Annotated in this window: 26 protein-coding genes and 1 tRNA gene; 21 read left to right on the top strand and 6 right to left on the bottom strand. The window is 42.5% G+C overall.

Annotated elements, in window-relative coordinates; genetic code table 11:
- The first annotated feature begins 6 nt into the window (after window positions 1–6).
- The 8 genes from AC4OGX_RS09765 (at window position 7) to AC4OGX_RS09730 (ending at window position 7,092) form a co-directional block, all read left to right on the top strand.
- On the top strand, window positions 7–369 hold the full coding sequence (locus AC4OGX_RS09765; RefSeq protein ID WP_493330150.1) for a hypothetical protein: 363 nt from the start codon (window positions 7–9) through the stop codon (window positions 367–369).
- Window positions 370–375: 6 nt separating this feature from the next.
- Window positions 376–2,562, top strand: a complete 2,187-nt coding sequence (locus AC4OGX_RS09760; RefSeq protein WP_493330149.1) for a hypothetical protein — start codon at window positions 376–378, stop codon at window positions 2,560–2,562.
- Window positions 2,562–3,557, top strand: coding sequence for a phage tail tip lysozyme (locus tag AC4OGX_RS09755; protein WP_493330148.1), 996 nt, complete (start codon window positions 2,562–2,564; stop codon window positions 3,555–3,557). The genes AC4OGX_RS09760 and AC4OGX_RS09755 overlap by 1 nt, the downstream gene beginning before the upstream one ends.
- 13 nt (window positions 3,558–3,570) lie before the next feature.
- Window positions 3,571–4,221: a hypothetical protein gene (locus tag AC4OGX_RS09750; RefSeq protein WP_493330147.1), complete on the top strand. Its 651-nt coding sequence runs from the start codon at window positions 3,571–3,573 to the stop codon at window positions 4,219–4,221.
- A 17-nt stretch (window positions 4,222–4,238) separates the two neighbouring features.
- A complete protein-coding gene (locus AC4OGX_RS09745; protein ID WP_493330146.1) occupies window positions 4,239–4,709 on the top strand; it encodes a hypothetical protein in 471 nt (156 codons plus the stop codon).
- A gap of 18 nt (window positions 4,710–4,727) precedes the next feature.
- On the top strand, window positions 4,728–5,261 hold the full coding sequence (locus AC4OGX_RS09740; protein WP_493330145.1) for a gp53-like domain-containing protein: 534 nt from the start codon (window positions 4,728–4,730) through the stop codon (window positions 5,259–5,261).
- Window positions 5,262–5,622: 361 nt separating this feature from the next.
- Window positions 5,623–6,618, top strand: coding sequence for a site-specific tyrosine recombinase/integron integrase (gene xerA, locus AC4OGX_RS09735; protein WP_493330144.1), 996 nt, complete (start codon window positions 5,623–5,625; stop codon window positions 6,616–6,618).
- Between the two features lie 132 nt (window positions 6,619–6,750).
- Window positions 6,751–7,092 (top strand): hypothetical protein, encoded by a 342-nt coding sequence (locus tag AC4OGX_RS09730; protein ID WP_493330143.1) that lies wholly within the window; start codon window positions 6,751–6,753, stop codon window positions 7,090–7,092.
- Window positions 7,093–7,121: 29 nt separating this feature from the next.
- Here AC4OGX_RS09730 and AC4OGX_RS09725 read toward each other — a convergent pair whose 3' ends face one another.
- On the bottom strand, window positions 7,122–7,412 hold the full coding sequence (locus AC4OGX_RS09725) for a hypothetical protein (protein ID WP_493330141.1): 291 nt from the start codon (window positions 7,410–7,412) through the stop codon (window positions 7,122–7,124).
- Window positions 7,413–7,751: 339 nt separating this feature from the next.
- On the opposite strand from AC4OGX_RS09725, the gene AC4OGX_RS09720 reads away from it, so the two are divergent.
- Genes AC4OGX_RS09720 through AC4OGX_RS09705 form a run of 4 tightly spaced genes read left to right on the top strand, consistent with a single transcriptional unit; the run spans window position 7,752 to window position 9,575 of the window.
- Entirely contained in the window at window positions 7,752–8,135 is a 384-nt protein-coding gene (locus AC4OGX_RS09720) for a hypothetical protein (RefSeq protein ID WP_493330140.1), read from the top strand.
- Window positions 8,135–8,293 (top strand): hypothetical protein, encoded by a 159-nt coding sequence (locus AC4OGX_RS09715; RefSeq protein ID WP_493330139.1) that lies wholly within the window; start codon window positions 8,135–8,137, stop codon window positions 8,291–8,293. The genes AC4OGX_RS09720 and AC4OGX_RS09715 overlap by 1 nt, the downstream gene beginning before the upstream one ends.
- Complete coding sequence (locus tag AC4OGX_RS09710) at window positions 8,280–8,756, top strand: phage holin family protein (RefSeq protein ID WP_493330138.1); 477 nt, start codon at window positions 8,280–8,282, stop codon at window positions 8,754–8,756. Before AC4OGX_RS09715 ends, AC4OGX_RS09710 begins: the two co-directional genes overlap by 14 nt.
- A 51-nt stretch (window positions 8,757–8,807) precedes the next feature.
- The gene (locus AC4OGX_RS09705; protein WP_493330137.1) at window positions 8,808–9,575 is read left to right on the top strand and encodes an endolysin-like domain-containing protein; all 768 of its coding nucleotides are present in this window, start codon (window positions 8,808–8,810) and stop codon (window positions 9,573–9,575) included.
- Between the two features lie 379 nt (window positions 9,576–9,954).
- On the opposite strand, the gene AC4OGX_RS09700 is transcribed toward AC4OGX_RS09705, so the two are convergent.
- Together AC4OGX_RS09700 and AC4OGX_RS09695 are read right to left on the bottom strand one after the other, a co-directional pair.
- Window positions 9,955–10,027 (bottom strand) — tRNA-Thr (locus tag AC4OGX_RS09700).
- Between the two features lie 249 nt (window positions 10,028–10,276).
- Window positions 10,277–10,438 carry a hypothetical protein gene (locus tag AC4OGX_RS09695; protein WP_493330136.1) on the bottom strand — a complete coding sequence of 54 codons (162 nt, stop codon included), beginning with the start codon at window positions 10,436–10,438 and terminating at the stop codon, window positions 10,277–10,279.
- Between the two features lie 89 nt (window positions 10,439–10,527).
- On the opposite strand from AC4OGX_RS09695, the gene AC4OGX_RS09690 reads away from it, so the two are divergent.
- Genes AC4OGX_RS09690 through AC4OGX_RS09680 form a run of 3 tightly spaced genes read left to right on the top strand, consistent with a single transcriptional unit; the run spans window position 10,528 to window position 11,981 of the window.
- Window positions 10,528–10,782 carry a hypothetical protein gene (locus tag AC4OGX_RS09690; protein WP_493330135.1) on the top strand — a complete coding sequence of 85 codons (255 nt, stop codon included), beginning with the start codon at window positions 10,528–10,530 and terminating at the stop codon, window positions 10,780–10,782.
- Window positions 10,766–11,209: a MarR family winged helix-turn-helix transcriptional regulator gene (locus AC4OGX_RS09685; protein WP_493330134.1), complete on the top strand. Its 444-nt coding sequence runs from the start codon at window positions 10,766–10,768 to the stop codon at window positions 11,207–11,209. The genes AC4OGX_RS09690 and AC4OGX_RS09685 overlap by 17 nt, the downstream gene beginning before the upstream one ends.
- A gap of 1 nt (window position 11,210) precedes the next feature.
- A complete protein-coding gene (locus tag AC4OGX_RS09680) occupies window positions 11,211–11,981 on the top strand; it encodes a sulfite exporter TauE/SafE family protein (protein WP_493330133.1) in 771 nt (256 codons plus the stop codon).
- Between the two features lie 87 nt (window positions 11,982–12,068).
- On the opposite strand, the gene AC4OGX_RS09675 is transcribed toward AC4OGX_RS09680, so the two are convergent.
- Together AC4OGX_RS09675 and AC4OGX_RS09670 are read right to left on the bottom strand one after the other, a co-directional pair.
- Window positions 12,069–13,199 (bottom strand): glycerate kinase family protein, encoded by a 1,131-nt coding sequence (locus AC4OGX_RS09675; RefSeq protein WP_493330132.1) that lies wholly within the window; start codon window positions 13,197–13,199, stop codon window positions 12,069–12,071.
- Window positions 13,200–13,393: 194 nt separating this feature from the next.
- Window positions 13,394–14,449: a CdaR family transcriptional regulator gene (locus tag AC4OGX_RS09670; protein ID WP_493330131.1), complete on the bottom strand. Its 1,056-nt coding sequence runs from the start codon at window positions 14,447–14,449 to the stop codon at window positions 13,394–13,396.
- Between the two features lie 155 nt (window positions 14,450–14,604).
- Here AC4OGX_RS09670 and AC4OGX_RS09665 point away from each other — a divergent pair, with 155 nt between their 5' ends.
- Entirely contained in the window at window positions 14,605–15,744 is a 1,140-nt protein-coding gene (locus AC4OGX_RS09665; protein ID WP_493330129.1) for a CPBP family intramembrane glutamic endopeptidase, read from the top strand.
- A 92-nt stretch (window positions 15,745–15,836) separates the two neighbouring features.
- On the opposite strand, the gene AC4OGX_RS09660 is transcribed toward AC4OGX_RS09665, so the two are convergent.
- A complete protein-coding gene (locus AC4OGX_RS09660; protein ID WP_493330127.1) occupies window positions 15,837–16,685 on the bottom strand; it encodes a prepilin-type N-terminal cleavage/methylation domain-containing protein in 849 nt (282 codons plus the stop codon).
- A 287-nt stretch (window positions 16,686–16,972) separates the two neighbouring features.
- On the opposite strand from AC4OGX_RS09660, the gene AC4OGX_RS09655 reads away from it, so the two are divergent.
- The 5 genes from AC4OGX_RS09655 to AC4OGX_RS09635 all read left to right on the top strand — a co-directional run bounded on the left by AC4OGX_RS09655 (window position 16,973) and on the right by AC4OGX_RS09635 (window position 20,787).
- Window positions 16,973–17,836 (top strand): NAD(P)-dependent oxidoreductase, encoded by an 864-nt coding sequence (locus AC4OGX_RS09655; RefSeq protein ID WP_493330126.1) that lies wholly within the window; start codon window positions 16,973–16,975, stop codon window positions 17,834–17,836.
- A gap of 6 nt (window positions 17,837–17,842) precedes the next feature.
- A complete protein-coding gene (locus tag AC4OGX_RS09650; protein ID WP_493330125.1) occupies window positions 17,843–18,643 on the top strand; it encodes an MBL fold metallo-hydrolase in 801 nt (266 codons plus the stop codon).
- A 218-nt stretch (window positions 18,644–18,861) separates the two neighbouring features.
- Window positions 18,862–19,317 (top strand): prepilin-type N-terminal cleavage/methylation domain-containing protein, encoded by a 456-nt coding sequence (locus tag AC4OGX_RS09645; protein ID WP_493330124.1) that lies wholly within the window; start codon window positions 18,862–18,864, stop codon window positions 19,315–19,317.
- A gap of 31 nt (window positions 19,318–19,348) precedes the next feature.
- Window positions 19,349–19,789 (top strand): hypothetical protein, encoded by a 441-nt coding sequence (locus tag AC4OGX_RS09640; protein WP_493330123.1) that lies wholly within the window; start codon window positions 19,349–19,351, stop codon window positions 19,787–19,789.
- 215 nt (window positions 19,790–20,004) lie between these two features.
- Window positions 20,005–20,787 (top strand): prepilin peptidase, encoded by a 783-nt coding sequence (locus AC4OGX_RS09635; protein WP_493330122.1) that lies wholly within the window; start codon window positions 20,005–20,007, stop codon window positions 20,785–20,787.
- Window positions 20,788–20,790: the final 3 nt, after the last annotated feature.

Here is a 20,790-nt window from a genome sequence, read left to right as displayed (position 1 = left end):
TGGAACATGGCTGCACAGGAAATTTTGCGGGCTGGTGGGATAGTGCTCCCATCTCCTGTATCGTTAACTATAAATGATGAGCTGATTTGGAGTGAGGAAACCGGCCGCACCTTATCAGGGGATATGGTTGGCGAAATTATAGCTGAAAAAAAGAACTTAAGTATAAAGTGGGGAGTTATGACAGAGGAAGACATGCTGCTGATCAAGCGCAACATGGCTTCCAATTTTTTCCCTTTTACGTTCCACGATGATGGAATGGATCTAACGATTACTGCATATCGAGGGACTTTAAGCAAAGAAGTATTAGGAAATATTGGTGATGGGAAGTTCTGGTACCGGAGCGTAACTGTCGACATAATACAGAGGTGATGAGAAATGAGACAAGCGTCTAGCGAATTTAGAAGATTACTGAATGATAAGAACCGGCATCTGCTGTACTGGGCTGAAATAAGTCTGCTTGACGGCACATCACTGAAGCTTACCAGAGATGATCTGATGCAGGGAGACGGATTTAAACTTGATGATGCAACATCAGGAACAGGGAGCTTTGATATTGGATCAGTGATTATCAATAAGCTGACGTTAAAGCTGAATAACGCAGAGGATACATTTAGTTACTACGATTTCAACGCAGCAAAAGTTATTGCTTACGTGGGATTAGAGCTGCCTGACGGATCGGTGGAGAAAGTAAGGATGGGTACCTATACGGTAGATGAATCTAAATCTGTTGGAATTACCATTATCCTGAACTGCTTGGACGATATCAGAAAACTAGATCAACCATATAGTATGAGTCCTTTAAAGTATCCGGCAACGTTAAAGGATATATTGATGGATGCATGTGCTTGCTGTGGTTTGGTACTGCTTACACAAACATTCGATGGTGATAAGTATACAGTTGATTCCCGGCCAGGCGATGAAGCACTTACATTTAGGGAGGTTGTAAAATGGGTGGCACAAATAGTGTGCAAATATGTCCGCTGCGATGCCTTAGGGAGATTGTATTTTGCATGGTATGACGATAGCTGTACAGATTTCATAATTCAAGATGGTGGATATTTTGATAAGGACAGTCCCTATTCCAGTGGCACGGATATAGATGGAGGTACTTTTGATCCTTGGACTAAAGGGGATACGATAGACGGAGGCGTTTTTGACGATATGGACACCTATCATCATCTCTGGCAGTTGGGATCATTAAGTATTGGAACGGATGATATAGAGATCACTGGGGTAAACGTTACTTTAGAAAATGAGGAAGGTGAAGAGAATTCTTATCTATATGGGAAGAAGGGGTATGTATTAAACATTGAAAAGAACGGTCTTATACAGGATGGTCCTCATGCATCAACAGCAGTATCCCTGATTGGGAAGAAGATAGTGGGGATGACGTTCAGGACATTTGAGTCCGGGCATATCTGTGATCCGCTGATTGAAGCAGGGGATACAGCCTATATTACAGACCGAAAACAGAACAGTTACCGGACCTATATAACTAATACAACTTTTAATGCCGGAGCAATGCAGAAAAGTTCTTGTTCGGCAGAGACACCTACAAAGAAAGGATCAACACGGTTTACTGATGCTACAAAAGCGATCATCGAGTCCAAGAAGGCGGCAGCGAAGCAGATAACAGAATACGATAAAGCCGTACAGGTTTTGACGAGCCTTATAACCCAGTCATTCGGTGTGTTCAAGACGGCTGAGAAGCAGGACAATGGATCATTTATTTATTATATGCATGATAAACCAGATTTAAAAGAGTCTAAAACCGTATGGAAAATGACAGCAGATGCATTTGCAGTCAGCAGAGATGGCGGGAAAACCTGGAATGCGGGAATGGATTCCTCTGGTAATGCAGTTGTCAATGTGTTATCTGCAATAGGGATTAATTGTGACTGGATTCATTCTGGAACCCTTACCCTCGGGGGAGTTAATAATGTAAATGGAATCTTGAAAATTTTAGATGAGAATGGGGTACAAGTCGGCAAATGGAGTAAAGATGGGATTGACCTATCAAGTGGTAGTATCTCAGGTGTGTCAGTAAAGCTTGGGGGAATAAACAATAAGTATGGATTACTGGTCATACTGGGAAACACAGGTTCAGAACTTGTTCGTTTGGATAAGAACGGGGTGTATTCAAAAGGAAAATACATCTGTGATGATACAGACGGAAAGAAGAGAGTTGAATTATATGATGGGCAAATATTGTTAACTGATGGATTAGGTCAAGAAGCTGGTCGAGTATTCACGTTTAACAATGGAAGTGATAATGGAATTCAGATTAGAGGTGGAGATACGGATAATTATGTTGCTGTGCTCGATTTGTTGACAGCAGTAACTAGACTCGAAGGTAGAGAAGTACAAATAGGGACCACTCCAGGTGGAACTGGAAATGTATTTTTGACAACCGGAAATGGGTTATTTGAAACCATAAAAGGAAAGTCGACTATAAACAATAAAGAAACAAAATCCGGGAGAGTTGAATTCAGTGATGGAACATATTTGGTCTATGAAAAAGGCAAGCTTGTAGGCGGAAATACGAAAGCAGGTGCGTTCTGATGAGCTGGACAATAGGTAATTATTTTTTGAACTTATCCCAAATGCAGGGAAACGCTCTTGAGGTATACACGTTTTTGACCCCCAGAGGTTGGTCTTTAAATGCTATAAGTGGACTCCTTGGAAATATGCAGAGTGAATCTAATATTAACCCTGGAATCTGGCAAGATTTGTCTTATGGCAATTATTCTGGTGGTTTCGGGTTGGTGCAGTGGACCCCTGCAACTAACTATACAAATTGGGCCGTCGCTAATGGATACGGGATATCTAATCCAGATGGACAGCTTATTTGGATTGATTCCGAAACGGTATCCTTTGGTCAGTGGATTCCAACGGGGGACTATCCTATGTCATGGGGGAGTTTTAAGACCAGTACGGAGTCACCCGAATACTTAGCAAGCGCATTTCTTAAAAATTTTGAGCGCGCAGGAGTTGAAGTCGAATCCGAAAGGCGATCACAGGCACGTTACTGGTTCGACTATCTTAACCAATACGCAGGAGGAGGGCAGAAGATAGAAGATGCAGTTAGATGGGCAATTGGTATCGCGAATGATGATAGCCACGGTTATGACCAGGGGGTCCGGTGGGGGCCTGATTGGGACTGCTCATCCCTGATTATACAAGCATGGGAAAATGCAGGCGTGCCCGTAAAATCATATGGAGCCTCTTATACTGGTAATATGTATGATGCATTTGTTGGATGTGGATTTATGGATGTAACATCCAGCGTAGATATGGGAAGTGGATCAGGGATTCAGCGTGGCGATATATTATTGAATCACGAAAACCATACAGCAATGTCTATTGGAAATGGACAAGTTGTTCAGGCAAGCCAAAATGAGTTTGGCGGGATCTTTGGGGGACAGACAGGAGATCAGACCGGACAGGAAATCTGGGTAACAGGATATTATAATTACCCTTGGGACTGTGTGCTGCGGTATCCCGGAGGCGGATCGGTACCACTAGGGGTATACATAGTCCGATGGATTCCGGCATAGAAAGGAGAATAATATGGCAATACAGAATCGGCGTGGCCCGTTTCAAAAACTGGATACCAGTAAATTACTTCCAGGAGAATGGGCCATTGTTCTGCAAGATGATCCTTGCTGCAAAGACGGAAAAGCAGCTTACCTCTGTTTCAAGGCAGGAGATACGAAACGTATATCAACCTATGAAGATATGGTGGAAAGTATTGAAAATGCAACGGAAGATATACAGGCTGCACTTACAGCAGCTGTTAAGACCGCAACTGATAATGCAAATACAAAAGCGGCTTACGCGAAGACACAAGGGGACTATGCAAAAAATCAGGGAGACTACGCCAAAGAACAGGGTAATTATGCAGGTAAAGAAACTGCGAATATCAGGAATGAGTTTGATGAGATTAAAGGTATTATCCTGGAAACTGAAAGCGGCCAGATTCTTATTCAGGTACATGAACTTCTGGACGGATTATATAGTGCAGCTACAGATGATGACATAGATTCTATTATAGCCGGTACTTACGTTGATGTGGATGAAGAAAACTCAGTGTTTGAGGTTGCAACAAATGAGGATATAGATGCCATTATCGCTGGAACTTACGTCGATGATCCTACCGCTGATCAGACTCCTACAGACGTAGAAATCGATGAAATTATTAGTGGATTGTTTAAACAGTAGATTGGAGGAAAAATGATATGACACCTATTAATAAAGAAACTCTACAAAAATTTGCTGAAAAATTTGCGGTAAAGATAGATGGTCTATTTGCAAGAAAGACGGATATTCCCAAGTCTCTCCCCGCAAATGGTGGGAATGCGGCTACGGTTAACGGACATACTGTGCAGACAGATGTGCCAACTGGGGCAGTATTTACAGATACAAAAACATGGAGTGGAATCACAGGGAAACCATCCACATTTCCACCTGCAGCGCATACACATGGGAATGCGGATATTACGGGACTTGATGCTACTAAGCTTACAGGGACAATAGATAAAGCCAGATTACCCGCAATCTCAGCATCATCGGTACCTTGGAGTGGAGTAACCGGAAAACCAAGTACCTTTCCTGCAGCAGCACATACACATACATCTGCGGAAATAACAGATTTTGAAGAATGCTCTGATGCTGATATAGATGCGATTATAGCAGGCACATTTGTGTAAAGGGAGGTGACGATATAAATGAAAGCAGTATCAGCAAATAAACTAAAAAGATTTTGGGAAAAGGGTGTAATTCCAATAAAAAATTCGCTTGCGAGTAAAGTAAACACATCAGATATTGTTAATAATTTTACCACAACTGTTGCAAACAAGGTTGCAGATGCAAGAGCTATAAAAACTTTAAAGGATCAGCTTGATACGCAAAACTCCACTTTAGCAGAGGTGAATCGCAAGATGTCCCAAGGTGGATCACAGGATGGAGTAGGATATAGTAAGCTACCAGATGGTACCTATATACAATGGGGATTTTTTAATGGTAACGCAACGACAAACAGCATGAAAAATGCCACTGTGCAGATCACCTACCCTACTACCTTTTCAAATACGTCTGCCGTATCTACAGTAGTGACTCCGACCAATGCTAATTTTTTAAATGGCTTTTCAATAGACAACATTGAACTGTCTGGATTTCGAATCATTTTTGCAGGAGCGTTAGCAGGAAATACTGTTTATAACTGCGGATTTCGATGGGTGTCTATTGGCCGTTGGAAATAATTAAATAGAGGTAAATTGTGTCCATTTATCATCGACATTCTTCTGGACTATTAGCTTATTTGTGCTTATATATCTAGACCATACGTCTGGGTTATCAGATCCAGATATAAATCCAATACAAATAACTCTAGTCGATGTTCCAGGGGTCTGTAAGCGAATATATGTATAGTCAACCCAACCGTTATATACAGTACCATCTATTCTTATATCATTGTATGTTCCTGCTCTAACTGAAAAACCGGGAATTGAATTTGTAAGTGTTTGAATATTGCGGTTTAGCTCTGCTAAAGTGGAGTTTTGCAAAACGACCTTTTCGATGCATTCATTTTTAGATATGCTGTAACGGAAAGGAGTGAAGCACATGGATGCGAGAACAGAAATTATAGACAAGGTGATACAGGCATTAGGTGGAGTAGCACAGGAGACAGTGGAGAAAGTAGAAAGAGTACTATACATACAGTTGAAAGAGTATGAGGTTCAAGAACGCTGTACAGAGATGGTTGTACATGATGGTACTAATTTAGGATTGGTGCGGAAATTTATCGCCACGAAGCGACTCGAGGGAAAATCGGAGAAAACGCTGCGCAAGTACCAGCCGGAGCTGGAACATTTGGTAGAGTTTTTGAATAAGAAGCTGTTTGAAGTAGATACATATGATTTACGGCTCTACCTCTCTTTGTACAAGGAAAACAGAGGTGTGAGTAATCGAACACTGGATAACATTCGGAAGACCATATCCAGTTTCTTTTCTTGGTTAAATGACGAAGGACATATTGGAAGGAACCCTTCTCGGGCTTTAAAGCAGATTAAGTATACAAAAGAGGTAAAAAAGCCATTTACATCTGTTGAACGGGAGAAACTGAAAAACGCATGTGAATTCCTACGGGACTTAGCATTATCTGAATTTTTGTATGCGTCAGGACTGCGAGTTTCTGAGGTGGTTTCATTGGACAGAAAAAATATAGATTTCACAACTAGAGAAGCATATGTTGTAGGAAAAGGGAATAAAGAACGAAAATTTTATTTATCAGAGATATCTATGGAATACTTGAAACAGTATTTACAGAGTAGAACGGATCATAATCCAGCACTTTTTGTTGGCATAAAAGCACCTCATAACAGGATTGGAAAAGAAGGAATAGAAACAGCTATGAAACGGTTAGGAAAAAAGGCAGGGGTAGAAAATGTACATCCCCATAGGTTCAGAAGAACTCTGGCAACTGATCTGGTAAGAAAAAGTGTACCGATTCAAGATGTTGCGGACATCTTAGGACATGCAGATTTGCGCACAACACAAATTTATGTATGTATGGATCAGGAAACAGTTAAATATCACTATAATAAAGCTGTAGCATAGAAAGAAAAATCAACAAAGTGAAGCAATTGAAGGCTCGTCATTGGCGGGCCTAAAAGTCGTATACCATTAGAGTACGATAAACTATAATCTTAAGATACGCAAAACTCCACTTTAGCAGAGGTGAGTCGTAATTTGAGTACAGCGAATTATAGTCTTGATACGTTGTTAAAGGATGCCGATGTAAACGGTTCAGCTTTTGAGAGAAACTTCAATAGGATTTCTTTCGAATTTGATAATGGTGTTAATAAGCCAAGCTATTTCGTCATTACTGATACCAGTCGTAGTACTTGGACTGGAATTCCCTCATCTATGCCGAAATCTGGTGTGATTATGGGGTATAGGGAAGTTTACAGGCGATCTTCTGATAATATACTAATTAAAATTACAGAGATGATCCCTGTCCCGGGAAAACAGTATTATTGTTTTTATAATGCAGGATCATGGAGTGCATGGAAGACCATCACACCACAGTAAGTTACCATGTTTGTTACAGCAATGTAAAATCATGCAATATCATAAGATATTGATAATCTGATTTGAAAGTCTTTTGTTATATTTTTGGCTTTTAAAAATCCGCCGCCGTTATATAACGATATATAATCCTTACCAGATGAAATCGCTGCTGACACATTTACCCCAGAAGCAACGCCACTAAGGTAACTGATTGATGCACTATACACAAGGCCTTTTCCTATGACTATTGGTACATTACCTGATCCGGTACCTTTGATTCGCAGTTCGAGATCTCCGGTGCCTAACGTCCCGATGTTATTCATGCTGATCCATATGTCCATGAAAACGCGAGCTCCTATCGTCTTTCTTGTGGCCACGCGCGTAGTGTAACCTCCGGCATACTTTTCTGTGCTACCGTCAACAGCAAACACAATGGGGACAAAATCCACTAACATTCCAAATTTGCGATTCACCTCTGCTAAAGTGGAGTTTAATTAACGAAATCATTAATGTTTACTATAAAATATAGCCACATAGGTATTTCTTAAAATACATTTTATAAATAGAAGGAGGTAATCAAATATGGAAATCAGAGCGAGACCGCATTAAGCGGTCTTTTACAGTGAAGGTAGGAAATAGCTAATGATGTATCGATACAAAGATAGCAGAAAGGAATTACGATGGAAAAATTAATGTTAAATGATAAAACAGAAATTATTATTAGACCAGGGGCAAGTATCAGTAATATCATTGTAGAAGTAGCGGATTTTACGGCTCTTGGCATAGTAGCTGCAGCAGTTACGGCTTCAGGAAATTTGGATACTGTAAAATTCCAAACAGAGGGAATAGTTACAGGAGAGTATACTAATATGAAATTGGAGGCTCCATTATTTCGCAATGTGGATCTCCAGAATGGAAAAGTGATGGCAACTTTTTCAATACGACAAAAAACAGAAATGGAACTAGCCATCGAGGAGTTACGCTCTGGACAGACGTTACAGGATGGAGCAATTGCGGATCTTGGGGAAACAGTAAGTGGATTAATAGAAGGGGGTGAAGTATAATGGTGAAATTCTATGTTGCTAAAATTGAAGATGAAGAGATAAATGTCAATACAGGTGTTCCATGGAAAGTAGAGGACGTGCCGAAACATTGGAGATCAAGAGTAGAGGCAGAACTTAAAAAAGAGAGTGAGGAAAATGAAGCGAATGGACAAGTATAATGTAGTAAAAGCCGTATTATCAGGCAGCGTGGCAGCTATATCCTCCAGACTGGGAATTTTGGGGCCAATGCTCCTGGCATTGACCGGAGTAATGGTCGTGGATTATTTTACCGGGATGCTGGCCAGTAAAAAGGAAAATAATATCTCCAGTAAGAAAGGGATATGGGGAATTATTAAGAAGGTGCTCTATGTCGTAGTGGTTGGTGTTGGAATGTTAATGGACTGGCTGATCTTGACCACAGCAGACAGCATGGGAGTACATATCCCTCTGGCAACATTTTTTGGAGTTCTGGTGGCTGTTTGGTTAATTATAAATGAATTAATTTCAATACTGGAAAATCTGACAAGATTAGGGACACCAATGCCGGGATTTTTGCTGACGATCGTGCAGCACTTTAAAGTAGTCGTGGAATCCAAAGGGGATGAGTTAGCAGATATAGACCATAAATCAAGGGACGAGTAACATCGTCCTCTTTTTGCGCCGGCGCAATGCCGGTAGAAAGGAGCAACAAAATTGAAGAAAAAAGAAGTGGCAATTGATCTGTTTCGACATCTGATCGAACATGACTGGCATGGATATAGTCAGGTCTCAAGGTGGGGAGATGGAGAAGGGACCTGTCCCGTAACTATTAATGGTAAGACCTACTACTTGGAACAAGGAGATAGAGATTGCAGCTCTGCGATTATATCTGTGTTCGAGGCCGCAGGGATTTCCTGTGGTGGTGCTACATATACCGGGAACATGCGCGCCTGCATGACTGGCACAGGGAATTTTCGGTGGCACCCGATGTCCTCTGGATATGTCGCAAAGCCAGGGGATGTATACCTTAACGAGGCGTGCCACACCGCTATGTGCACATCGGCCACGCCGGATCTGCTGGGCGAGTTCTCAATTTCAGAATCTGGTGGGATTGACGGGGTAGAAGGAGATCAGACGGGCTGGGAGTCTCATGAGTGCGGATACTATAATTACCCCTGGGATGGAATTCTGGAATGCATAAACAGCGAAGAGGACAGTACAACAAGTAATACAACTAATAACACAAAAAATAAGGGAGAAATTACTATGGTATGCTTTTTTAGAATTACAGACAAGGACAAAAATAAGGTATATTATTTCGATGGAAAGGACGTGCATCCTCTGAACCACAGGGATGAGCGGAAGGTCTTGAACGACATCTACAAGGCGAATAACGGAAAGGACATGCCAGAGTTTTTCTGGACAACTAAGGCCCCGTGGTATACGCGTCTCAAACAGGCAATTGCCAGAGTAGAGAAATAGAATAATAAATTGGCCCGGGTCCATCCTGATCCGGGCATAAATGTGGTGGGAAAGGAACTAAAAATGGTTGAGGAGTTTAGTCCCTTCTCATATAATATAACAATCTTTTTGTCAAAAAGTTACGCGTTTTTTATAAGAGTAACAAAATGATATTCTGTGAATTGACTAAAATCAAATCTGAAAAAGAGGGGGTAATGCTTCTAAATCAGAGGGCTGAGAGCCCATCAAATCTGACTAAATTCTGACTAAAAGTTTCCAGAATTTCTTGGTTTTTATGAGTATTTCTGAGTGATTTTCGAAAGTATGTTCGAGATAATGAATATACAAAAAAATGCCGCAACCCCTTGAAAACACTGGGATTGCGGCACTTTATTCATCAAGCTGGAAATCGGACTTGAACCGACGACCCCTTCATTACGAGTGAAGTGCTCTACCGACTGAGCTATTCCAGCTTATAGTCCGTCAGACGAACCTTTGTTATTATATCTCTTTTAGGATAAAATTTCAAGAGTTTTTTGCTTTATTTTTTCGCTTAAAGGAAACCATTTAAAGGAGACCGTTTGAAGGAATCGTTAAAAGGAAATTTAAAGAAAATAAAAGGATACCAGAACCATTTCATAGAACTGACAACGGATGGTTTCCAGGTATCCTTTTTGAGACTTCTTTATTTTTGTTCAGCTTGAAATCCTGCCGTTTTTGTTTTATTCTCCGCCAGGACCATCGCGTCTTGGAACTTCATCAGGGATGACATTTGTTGCATTTGTTTCCATTGACTGAGGGACTTCCTCGGTCTGCTTCTGCTCATGAGGGTCTATTGTGCGGGCAGGATTTGTTCTGCCAGGCATGTTTGTGTAATCTTCCATCTCTTGCTCTCCTTTAAGTGTCAAAATTATCTCACTGCTATTATCTGTAAAATATATTGAAAATATACGCAAGGGACATGCAGTGAGGGATGACTTTTGTATATATCTCTTATTCTGCTGCCGGCAGGCATTTAGGAGAAGAAAGATTTACGAAGAAAGATTTGCCGGAAAATCTTGACATCGATTTATTATGTGCTAAAATAGTTCATTATAGAACTGTTCTTAAAAAAACTAATATTGTATACTGCAGGATCAGAAGCAATTCGATGATGTGGCAAAACAATGAAACAGGATATTTTCCTAAAAAAGAGAAAGCAGGAATCAAAAATGTTAACAACAAGTGAGTTTTTATCAATCACCAACCAATTCCAAAAAGCCTATGGCGGCAGGATGAATCAGATCGCTTTGGATCACAATATGACGAAAGTAGAGATCGATGTTCTGTTGTTCCTTTATAACAATCCGCAGTACAACACGGCAAAGGAGATCGTGGAGTTCAGGCATATCGCAAAATCATATGTTTCTAAGGCGGTTGATCTGCTTGTAAAACGAGGCTGTCTTGGAATAAAGGAGGATGCGTCAGACCGCCGGGTCAGCCGCCTTATCATACAGGTAGAGGCAGAGGATATCGTGAGGCAGGCTAAGAAGGAGCAGGAAGCAGTCATGAAGCTTTTGTTTCGGGGGATTACAGAGGAGGAATTAAATGCATTTGAGAACGTTATGCGTAAAATGGCAGAAAATATAAAACCAGAGAAACGAGGAGGCAATTAATATGACCGCAAAAATATTGGTATGTCTGGCAGCAGGAATGGGGGCCGGAATCGGGACGGGCCTTGCAGGATTATCTGCGGCGGCAGTTATTTCACCGATGCTGATCACATTTTTAGGTTTTGATGCATATGAGGCGGTGGGGATCGCATTGGCCTCGGATGTGCTCGCATCCGCCATTTCAGCCTATACATACGGAAAACATAAGAATCTGGATATCAAAAACGGACTTGTCATGCTGTTCACGGTTCTGGTGTTTACCATGGCAGGAAGTTACATTGCGTCTCTCCTCCCGAATACGACAATGGGCGGATTTTCCGTTTTTATGACCCTGCTCTTAGGAATTAAGTTTATTGTAAGACCAGTCATGACAACGAAAGAAAAATTGGAAGAAAAGGATAAGAAAACGAAGATCATACAATCGATCCTGTGCGGCATCGTCATTGGATTTATCTGCGGCTTTATCGGAGCCGGCGGCGGAATGATGATGCTCCTCATGCTGACGAGCATATTGGGGTATGAGTTAAAGACTGCGGTGGGGACAAGCGTGTTTATCATGTCTTTTACGGCATTTACCGGGGCTGTATCCCATTTTTCTATCAGCGGCAGCCTGCCGGATATCCCGGCATTGATCCTGTGTATCCTGTTCACTCTGATCGGAGCAAGAGTGGCGGCCAGATTTGCAAATAAAGCCCCGGCAAAAACTTTAAACAGAGCAACAGGTGTTGTATTATCTGTTTTAGGAATCGCTATGGTTGCGGTGAAGTACTTATAAGGGAATTCCTGGTATTTAGAAGAGGAAAGGCACAGAGGAAATCATTCTTCTGTGCCTGCTTTTATTCCGATACTCATTTTATCAATCTCAGGAAAATAAGCGAAAAACCTGTTCTACACTGTCGATCATATTCTGTCGTGCCCTTTCCGGCTTCATTGCTTCTTCCAGCGTGATGATCCCGCGAACGATAGGGAAAAATGCATCGATCCCGGCTTCATTACAGGCCTTTGCGTCTTTTGTCACACCGCCGGCAAATGCAAGGACCCTTGCTCCATATTTTTTTGCCAGCTTAGCAACTCCCACAGGGGCCTTTCCCATCGCAGTCTGATGGTCCAGACGGCCTTCCCCGGTAACAACGATATCAGCATTTTTTAATTCCTTCTCCAATTCTACAGCATTTAAGATCAGGTCTATGCCCGGGGTCAGTTCTGCACCCAGATAACTAAGGAAAGCAAACCCAAGTCCTCCGGCGGCTCCGGCACCATCTGTGTTTGCAAAATGATTTCCCAGAGCATTAGACGTCACCTCTGCAAAATGAGCCATATCTGCATCGAGCCGAGCCTTGAGATCCTCAGTTACGCCTTTTTGCGGTCCATAGATATAAGTAGCGCCGTTTTCTCCGCAGAGTGGATTGGTCACGTCGCAGGCAACCTGAAAATGGCACTCAGACAGCTTGGAAGAAATCCCCTGACAGCCGATGGCCGCCACTTTACCAAGTGCCTGCGCACCTTGTCCCACATCATGACCTTCTGCATCCTTAAAAGTGTATCCCAATGCCTGAAGCATTCCGATGCCGCCGTCATTGGTTGCACTTCCGCCGATGCCGATGATAAAATTGCGGCATCCTTTATTTACAGCATCCAGGATCATTTCACCGACACCGAAGGTAGTGGCAGCCAGAGGATCTTTTTCTTCAGTTGAAACAAGGATGATCCCGGCAGCAGAGGCCATTTCCAGGATCGCAGTCTTGGATTCCTTTAAATATCCATAATATGCCTGGACCGGTTTGCCGAGCGGCCCGGTCACTGTGATGTCAATGCGTTCTCCGCCCATTCCCTCGATCAGTGCGTCGGTAGTCCCTTCTCCGCCGTCTGCAAGCGGTTTCACGGTGACGTCAGCATCAGGATGCGCCAGGAGTACCCCTTCTTTGACTGCGAGCCCCGCCTCCATAGAGCTTAAGCTTCCCTTTAAAGAATCGATTGCAACTACAACTTTCATTTCTAATCCCTCCATGATGAACATTTTGTATGCTCAAATCCAATGTTACATTTCTGAATCTAAGTATAGCACGTCATAAAAAGATGTATATGTTATATAAGATGAAAAAAAATAGAATAAAGACTTAAAATTAGTATGTGTACCAAATAAGTTCCTTGCATTTACTTTCATCTCAGTTTCCTAAGTCATGCAGATCACTGATTTCTGCAGAGAAGAGCAAATTGTAATGAAAAGGCATCTTGAAAAATCCGCGGGTTCAGCCCGGTTTTCACAGCTATGCGGTCCAGCTGGTATTGTAGCGTATTTTTGTGGATAAAGAGTGCATCGGATGTATCCTTGAGGGATAAGTTATTGATAAAATAGGTGTTTAGAACATGCAGCTCTTTCTCAGTAAGCGGATTCAGCATATGTTCAGAATACAGCCTTTGAATATGCACAGGAAGGCTTTCCAGGACAAATTCAATCGAGATATCTTCGATATTGCAGAAAACTGTATTTAGCTGCCGGGCATGCCGCCTGGCGATCTGAGCACTTTGATAGGACTGGCTCAGCTGAAAGAGCGGTACGAAAGGACCCATCCCGGCATAAAGCCGGTCTTTATAGTTCGCAGCGAACTCTTTGGCCGAAAAACGGGAAAAAAGCTCCCGGTCCAGAATGGCGACCCATTCATTGGGATACAGATAGAGAGACAGCGGACAGCCCAGGCCGGAAAAATAAAAACGCAGAGATGGTTCCAGTGTGGTATCCTGCAGTTTAATAGACAGGGCAGTGTATTCTTTGGATGGATCGATCTGGTATTTATCGAGCAGTGTTTCCAGCTGCTTCTGGTTCTGGATATTGTCATAGATCAATGAGGTGACCAGATAGTGCAGAGACCTGTTTTCAGAGAGAAGCTCTTCGTTTAGCTGCTGCTCCTTTAAAAACACTTCCGTTATCTTAGTGATCAGAAATCCGAATTGTTCCAGTTCCTTAGGATTCCCTGTAATTCCGATTGCAGCGATAGGGTGCCCCTCCAGAAAAATAGGATAATTGATTCCGCTCTGTGCACCCTGGAAAATGTGTTTTTCGTCTACGAATATGGGAGTTCCACTTTTTACAGCCTGGCATCCGGCCTCATGGAAGGTTCCGATCCGTTTTGTGTTGGTGCTTCCGATGATGATACCAGAAGCGTTGATAAGATTGATATCATTTCCTACGACCTCATAAACAGCATTCACGATCTGTGCAGCGAGTTGTTTGGAAAGTTCCATTTTTTTGTACCTCCATAACAAATATATGTTTATTATAACAAGAAAAAAAGCTTATGACACATAAAATTTAAAAGAATAATCAAAGGTTGTGAATTGAGATAGCAGACGTTATAATAAAACAGATACATGAAAAATAAAAAATCAGGAGGATGCCGATGACGGAAGAGAGACATTACGAGGAGAATCAGAAAATAGAGTATAAGCCAAAGGATAAGATAAATGATACAACAGCAGGAGATGACATGAGGATTCCGCAAAATGGACTGCAGCAGCAAAAACAGCCGACGGAAAGTGAGGATGATCCGGTAAAAAGAGGAAAAAAGTTTTTCTCTAAAGTGGGATTTGTGTTCTTGGGAGGTTCCCTTGCCATCGCGCTTGTGCAGGGAGTTGCAATGCTTGCTGTGAACCGCTTCTTTCCGCAGTGGATGGAGAGCAGTACGGGGACCCTGGTGGTGACGATGCTGATCATGTATCTTTTGGCTTTGCCTCTTATGATGTGTATCGTCAAGATCATCCATGTGAGGGCACCGCTTGAACAGCACCGCATGACCATCGGTCAATGGATTCTGGCGGCCCTTATGTGCTATGGAATCACCTATGCGTCAAATCTGGTGGGAACGGCGCTGACATTTCTCATCGGCCTGCTGAAGGGTTCGGCAGTAGATAATGTATTGCTGTCTGTGATATCAGGGACCAATCTGTGGGTGGTATTCCTGTTCACTGTACTTTGTGCCCCTGTCTATGAAGAATATATCTTCCGCAAGCTGCTTGTGGACCGGGTGGCAGTGTATGGTGAAGGGGTGGCTGTGATGCTGTCAGGGCTGCTTTTCGGATTGTTTCATGGGAATTTAAGTCAGTTTTCCTATGCATTCTGTCTCGGTGTTTTCTTCGGCTTTATCTATGTAAAGACAGGCCGGGTCAGATATACAATCGCATTGCATATGATGGTGAACTTTGTAGGAAGTGTGCTGCCCCTTTTGATCATGAAAATATCGCGTTATGACGAGTTTATGGAAGCGCTGACATTATTTCAGACGGATATGGCGAAAGGAATGGCGCAGCTTGAAAGTGTTATGCCGGGACTATTCTTATTTGCCGGATATGCACTGGCTATATTTGGAACAGCTATTGCGGGAATGGTACTGCTGATCATCAACTATAAGAAATTCAGGCTGATGCCTGGTCAGAGGGTGATTCCGAAAGGGAAAAGATTCTCGGTCGTGGTCGTAAATGCGGGAATGATCTTGTTCTGTGTATTTTGGATCGCACAGATCGTCATACAGTTGGTTGGATAGATAGAGATAGGAAAGAGCATCCTGTGTGATTTCCGGAAGTGGGAAAGATATACAGGATGCTCTTTTTTCAGGATATAAGTGGACAACATGGTTTAACTAATCGGTTTGTAGCCCTGGTCTTTCAGCCATTTTTCTGCAGATGCATAGTCGGTTACGATATCTTGGAATCCACCTATATCACTATTAATTCCAAGCTTACTAATTTGAGTTTTGTCATTAGGGGCTTCATAAACACGCCCATCCAAATAAACGAGATTAGCCAGCCACTGACCGTGATCTGTGGATGAATAATTAGCAAATAAAATAACGGGATTTTCATTTGTTTTTTTAAAGCCGCCCAGATAATAAGGATGCCAGTATAATTCTTTGTCTTTAAAATTAGAGCCTTGTTTCTCTGAGTCAGAAACTTTTAACAATCCATCTTTCTGTATGGCATTTTCAATTAAACGTTTTCTGTCTAAAGAACCAGGTGGATTTGTTTGACCTTTCAAGTCAGAGATGTAATCGGCAGCATCTTTTATATAATTATTGATCTTAGTAAGCGTTGGATCCCCTTCTTCAATATACACCTGTGGTTTATGATTTATATCAAATATCACATGTAGTCCATTTTTAGCCAGATATTCAAATGACAATACTTCTGCCGTATCTTCTTCAAATTCAATATCAGTTTCGAAGGAACCACCTGCATCCGCCTCTTTTAAAATGGCCGGACGTTTATCGTTCAAGGCAATTGAAGTGAGGACCTCCTCCGCAGCAAGGTCTGCGGCAACTCTCTGGGTTGCCTGGACGACTTCTTTACATTCGGAGATGGCGGCAGCTTTTTTCGCCTTGGATACATATTTTAACAATGATGGAACGAGTACTGCGGCAAGAATCAAGATTATAACGATCACGACGATTAACTCAACTAAAGTAAACCCACCTTTTTTCCTATTCATGACTGCCTCCCGATTATCTGACGTACTGGAACTTTTGGAACAGTATAGCACTAAAAATAGAAAATTACAATGTGATTTCCGAGACCCTATAGAAATTTCCTCCTTCTGAGGGGAGTGATAAAAGAACGTTTCGCTATTGTACCATACCCTGAATTGTAATATAATGAAAAAATAATAAATCAGACAGTTCATACAATAGTGAGTTTTGTCTGATAACAAGATTATTACGGTTCATTTATAATGATCTTGGGATGGAGATAAAGGCAGTAAAGGAGACGAAAACAAGTATGAAGAAAATAGGATTTATAGGCGTTGGGATCATGGGAAAATCCATGGTGCGGAATTTGATGAAAGCAGGCTTTGAACTGCATATTTACGCCAGAAACCGTGCCAAGGTGGAGGATGTGATCACAGAGGGGGCCATCTTCCATGACAGCATCAAAAGCTGTGTGGCAGGATGTGAAGCTGTCATTACAATTGTAGGATTTCCGAAAGACGTAGAAGAGGTATATTTTGACGCAGGAAATATTATGGACAGTGCAGAAAAAGGCGCATATTTGATCGATATGACGACCACAAGCCCACAGATCGCAGAGAAGATCTATGCAGAAGGGAAAAAGGCCGGATTCCACGTCTTGGATGCTCCAGTGACAGGAGGCGATACGGGGGCAAAAGCCGGAACGCTGTCTATCCTGGTCGGAGGGGATCAGGAAGATTATGAGGCATGTCTGCCGTTATTTGAAGCAATGGGAACGAATATCAATTATCAAGGCAAGGCAGGCTGCGGACAGCACTGTAAGATGGCGAATCAGATCATGATAGCGGGAACACTGTCAGGTGTATGTGAAGCCCTTACATATGCCAAAGCGAAGGGGCTTGACCTGGAGACTGTTTTGAAATCTGTTTCCACCGGGGCAGCAGGAAGCAAACAGCTGGATACCTTTGGACCAAAAATCTTAGCCGGAGATTACGCGCCTGGATTTTTCATGAAACATTTCATAAAAGATATGAAGCTGGCATTGATCGAGGCAAATATGAGTGAACTGGACCTTGGCGTGTTAAGTCAGGTGCTCGCAAATTATGAGGAGCTGGAAGCTGAGGGGTATGGGGACCTGGGAACACAGGCTTTGATGAAATACTATGAGGATTAGAGGATTATGAAGCTGACGATTTTAGGAACGGGAAATGCAAGTGTAACAGAATATTATAACACCTGCTTCGCGTTATCGGATGGAAACAGACACTTTCTGGTAGATGCCGGCGGTGGAAATCAGATACTGGGGAACCTGAAAAAGGCAGGGATTCCATTAGAAGACATTCATGATATCTTTATTACTCATGAACATATTGACCATCTATTCGGATTGATCTGGCTGGTACGGATCATCGGGCAGAAGATGAATCAGGGTAAATACGAAGGAGATCTGCGGGTTTACTGCCACAGTGGACTGATACCTACGATTGAGACGATCGCGGAGCTGACCATCCAGAAAAAGGTGACAAAACATATCGGGGAACGGATCTTTCTGATCCCCCTGGAAAGCGGTGAACAGAAAAAAATTATAGACTGCGACGTAACCTTCTTTGATATCGGATCGACAAAAGCAAGACAGTTTGGCTTCTCTCTTGTCACTCCTGACGGAAAGAAATTATCCTGCTGCGGTGATGAGCCTTATAATGTTTGTGAGGAAGCTTATGTAAAGGGCAGTGATTGGCTGATGCATGAGGCATTCTGCCTGTATCAGGAGGCAGAAAAGTTCCAGCCATACGAAAAACATCACAGTACGGTGAAGGAAGCCTGTCAGCTTGCAGAAGAGTTGAAAATACCGAATTTAATCCTCTATCATACGGAGGATTCCCATTTTGGAGAGCGGAAAGAACTCTATACAGCGGAAGGGCAGCAGTATTATCACGGGAACTTGTACGTCCCAGATGATATGGAAACGTTTCGGTTTTAAAATAAAATTTATAAATGTACAAAAATGGGGAAAATTGCGAAATAAAATCACATAAAAATCAACAAAACCCCTGGCGGATATTGACAAATTATGACATAGGGGAGTAGAATTTAAATAACATTGAGAGCATATGTTATTACTATGAAACGATTTACTTTAAATCAATGTAAGAGTTAGGTGCAAGAGGAATAAAATTCACGTTTGAGAGGAGATCCCCTATGTTAAAAAAGATGAGAAAAAGGGCTCAGAATAAGAAAGGTTTTACCCTGGTTGAGCTGATTGTTGTAATTGTAATTATACTGATCCTTGCAGCAGTTCTGGTACCGAGTATGTTGAAGTACGTGGAGAAAGCGAATAAGGCTAATTGTAAGTCAGATGCAGCGACCTTATTATCACAGTTACAGGCTGATTATGCATCAAGTCAAGTGAGTGATGTGACAGGTGAGGATGCAACGGCAGATGGCAAGTTTACGATTGGAAATGTAGAGATAGCACCGGATACAACAGGAACAGCAACTCCTAACAAAGATAATGGAGTATATTCACTAACAGACGGTGAAATTTCGAGATTTGCCTACAATAATGGAAAGTATACGGCAGTCTGGGTTAAGGGAACAGCAGGAGGAACTGGCGGTTGGACAGTAACTAAGAGTGGAGCAACAAACAACGGCTAACATCAACCAGAAGGGAGGTTCATAATCAACCATGTCACAAAATTATGAATCTCTCACCTATAAAAACAAGTTTTTAAGGGCCTGCAAAGCAGCCCTGATTATCCTTTTAATCTGTCTAGTGGTTCTTGCACCGGCCCTGTGGATTTGGGATCAGTCGATCCAGGAGAGGCAGACTCTCCGGGAAGCTAAGAATGTAGTAATGAATATGAATCTTCTCAGCCTGGAAGCTTATGGGCTGGGCACATCGATCGTAGATAGAACCCGCTCAAGCGGGATGTCGAAGGAAGCGGAAGAGGATGTGGTCAGTTTTTCGGGAGCAGAGGGGAAGATACATCTGGTATCCTGGAATACCGGGAAGAACTGTGTAGATACCATGAGTTATCAGAAGGGAAGATTTCTGGTGCAGTATCAGTATGATATAGATAATGATACTGATACATGGGAAGTCTACTGGAAGATTCATCAATATTGAGTTGGATGAAAGGTGGGAATTTATTCGGTTGCAGCCGGGTGAATTCCCCTTTTTATGAAAGGGAAAAAGTGGGATTTTTTCTTTTCATAAAAGGACGGATTGTAATATATGATGTTATCAGGAGAATAAGCACGTAAAGCTTTCAGGGGATCTTACCAATACATAAGGATTTTGAACCAATATCATGAGACAGTCAGAAGAGATGGAGAGGTTATATGGAATTAATGATATGTGAGGCAGTACTAGGTCTTCTGGCCTTTTGGCTTGGAGCCTGTGTGTTTTCGTTTTTAAATGTAGTTGCCTACCGGGTGCCCAAGGGGATGTCCTTTGTTAAGGGACACTCCATCTGTCCGAATTGTGGACAGGTATTGAAGGGACGAGATCTGGTTCCGGTATTCAGTTACCTGTTTCTCCGTGGAAAATGCCGATACTGTGGTGAGAAGATTGGAATCAGGGATACGCTGACCGAGATATTCGGAGGTGCCGCGGCAGTCTTTTGTATGGTCCATTACGGATATGATGGGGGAGCGTATGCGAAAGCAGTGTTGATCTTCCTATTTGTCGGGATCCTGATGGTGGTCACTTTGATGGACATTGATACGATGGAGATCGCAGATGGGTGTTCCCTTGCAATTGTTGTACTGGCAGTACTGGGAATGTTTCTGGTGAGGGAGATTACACTCCCCCAGCGTTTCGTCGGGATGATATGCGTCAGCGTGCCGATGCTGCTTCTGGCAGTTTTGATCCCCGGGGCGTTTGGCGGCGGTGATATCAAGCTGATGGCAGCAGGAGGGCTGTTCCTTGGCTGGAAGACCATCCTGATCTCTATGGTATTCGGGATCCTGTTTGGCGGAGGGTATGGGATCTATCTGCTGGCTTCAAAGAAAAAGGGGCGGAAGGACCAGTTTGCATTTGGACCGTTTCTCTGCATGGGGATGGTAGCAGGTCTTTTGTGGGGCGATCAGGTGATCGCGTGGTATTTTGGAATGTTGTTTTAACGA

The sequence above is a fragment of the Faecalicatena sp. genome (assembly GCF_058819085.1).
Note: the sequence above shows the minus strand (reverse complement) of the source record. Positions and strands in the feature narration are given on the sequence as shown.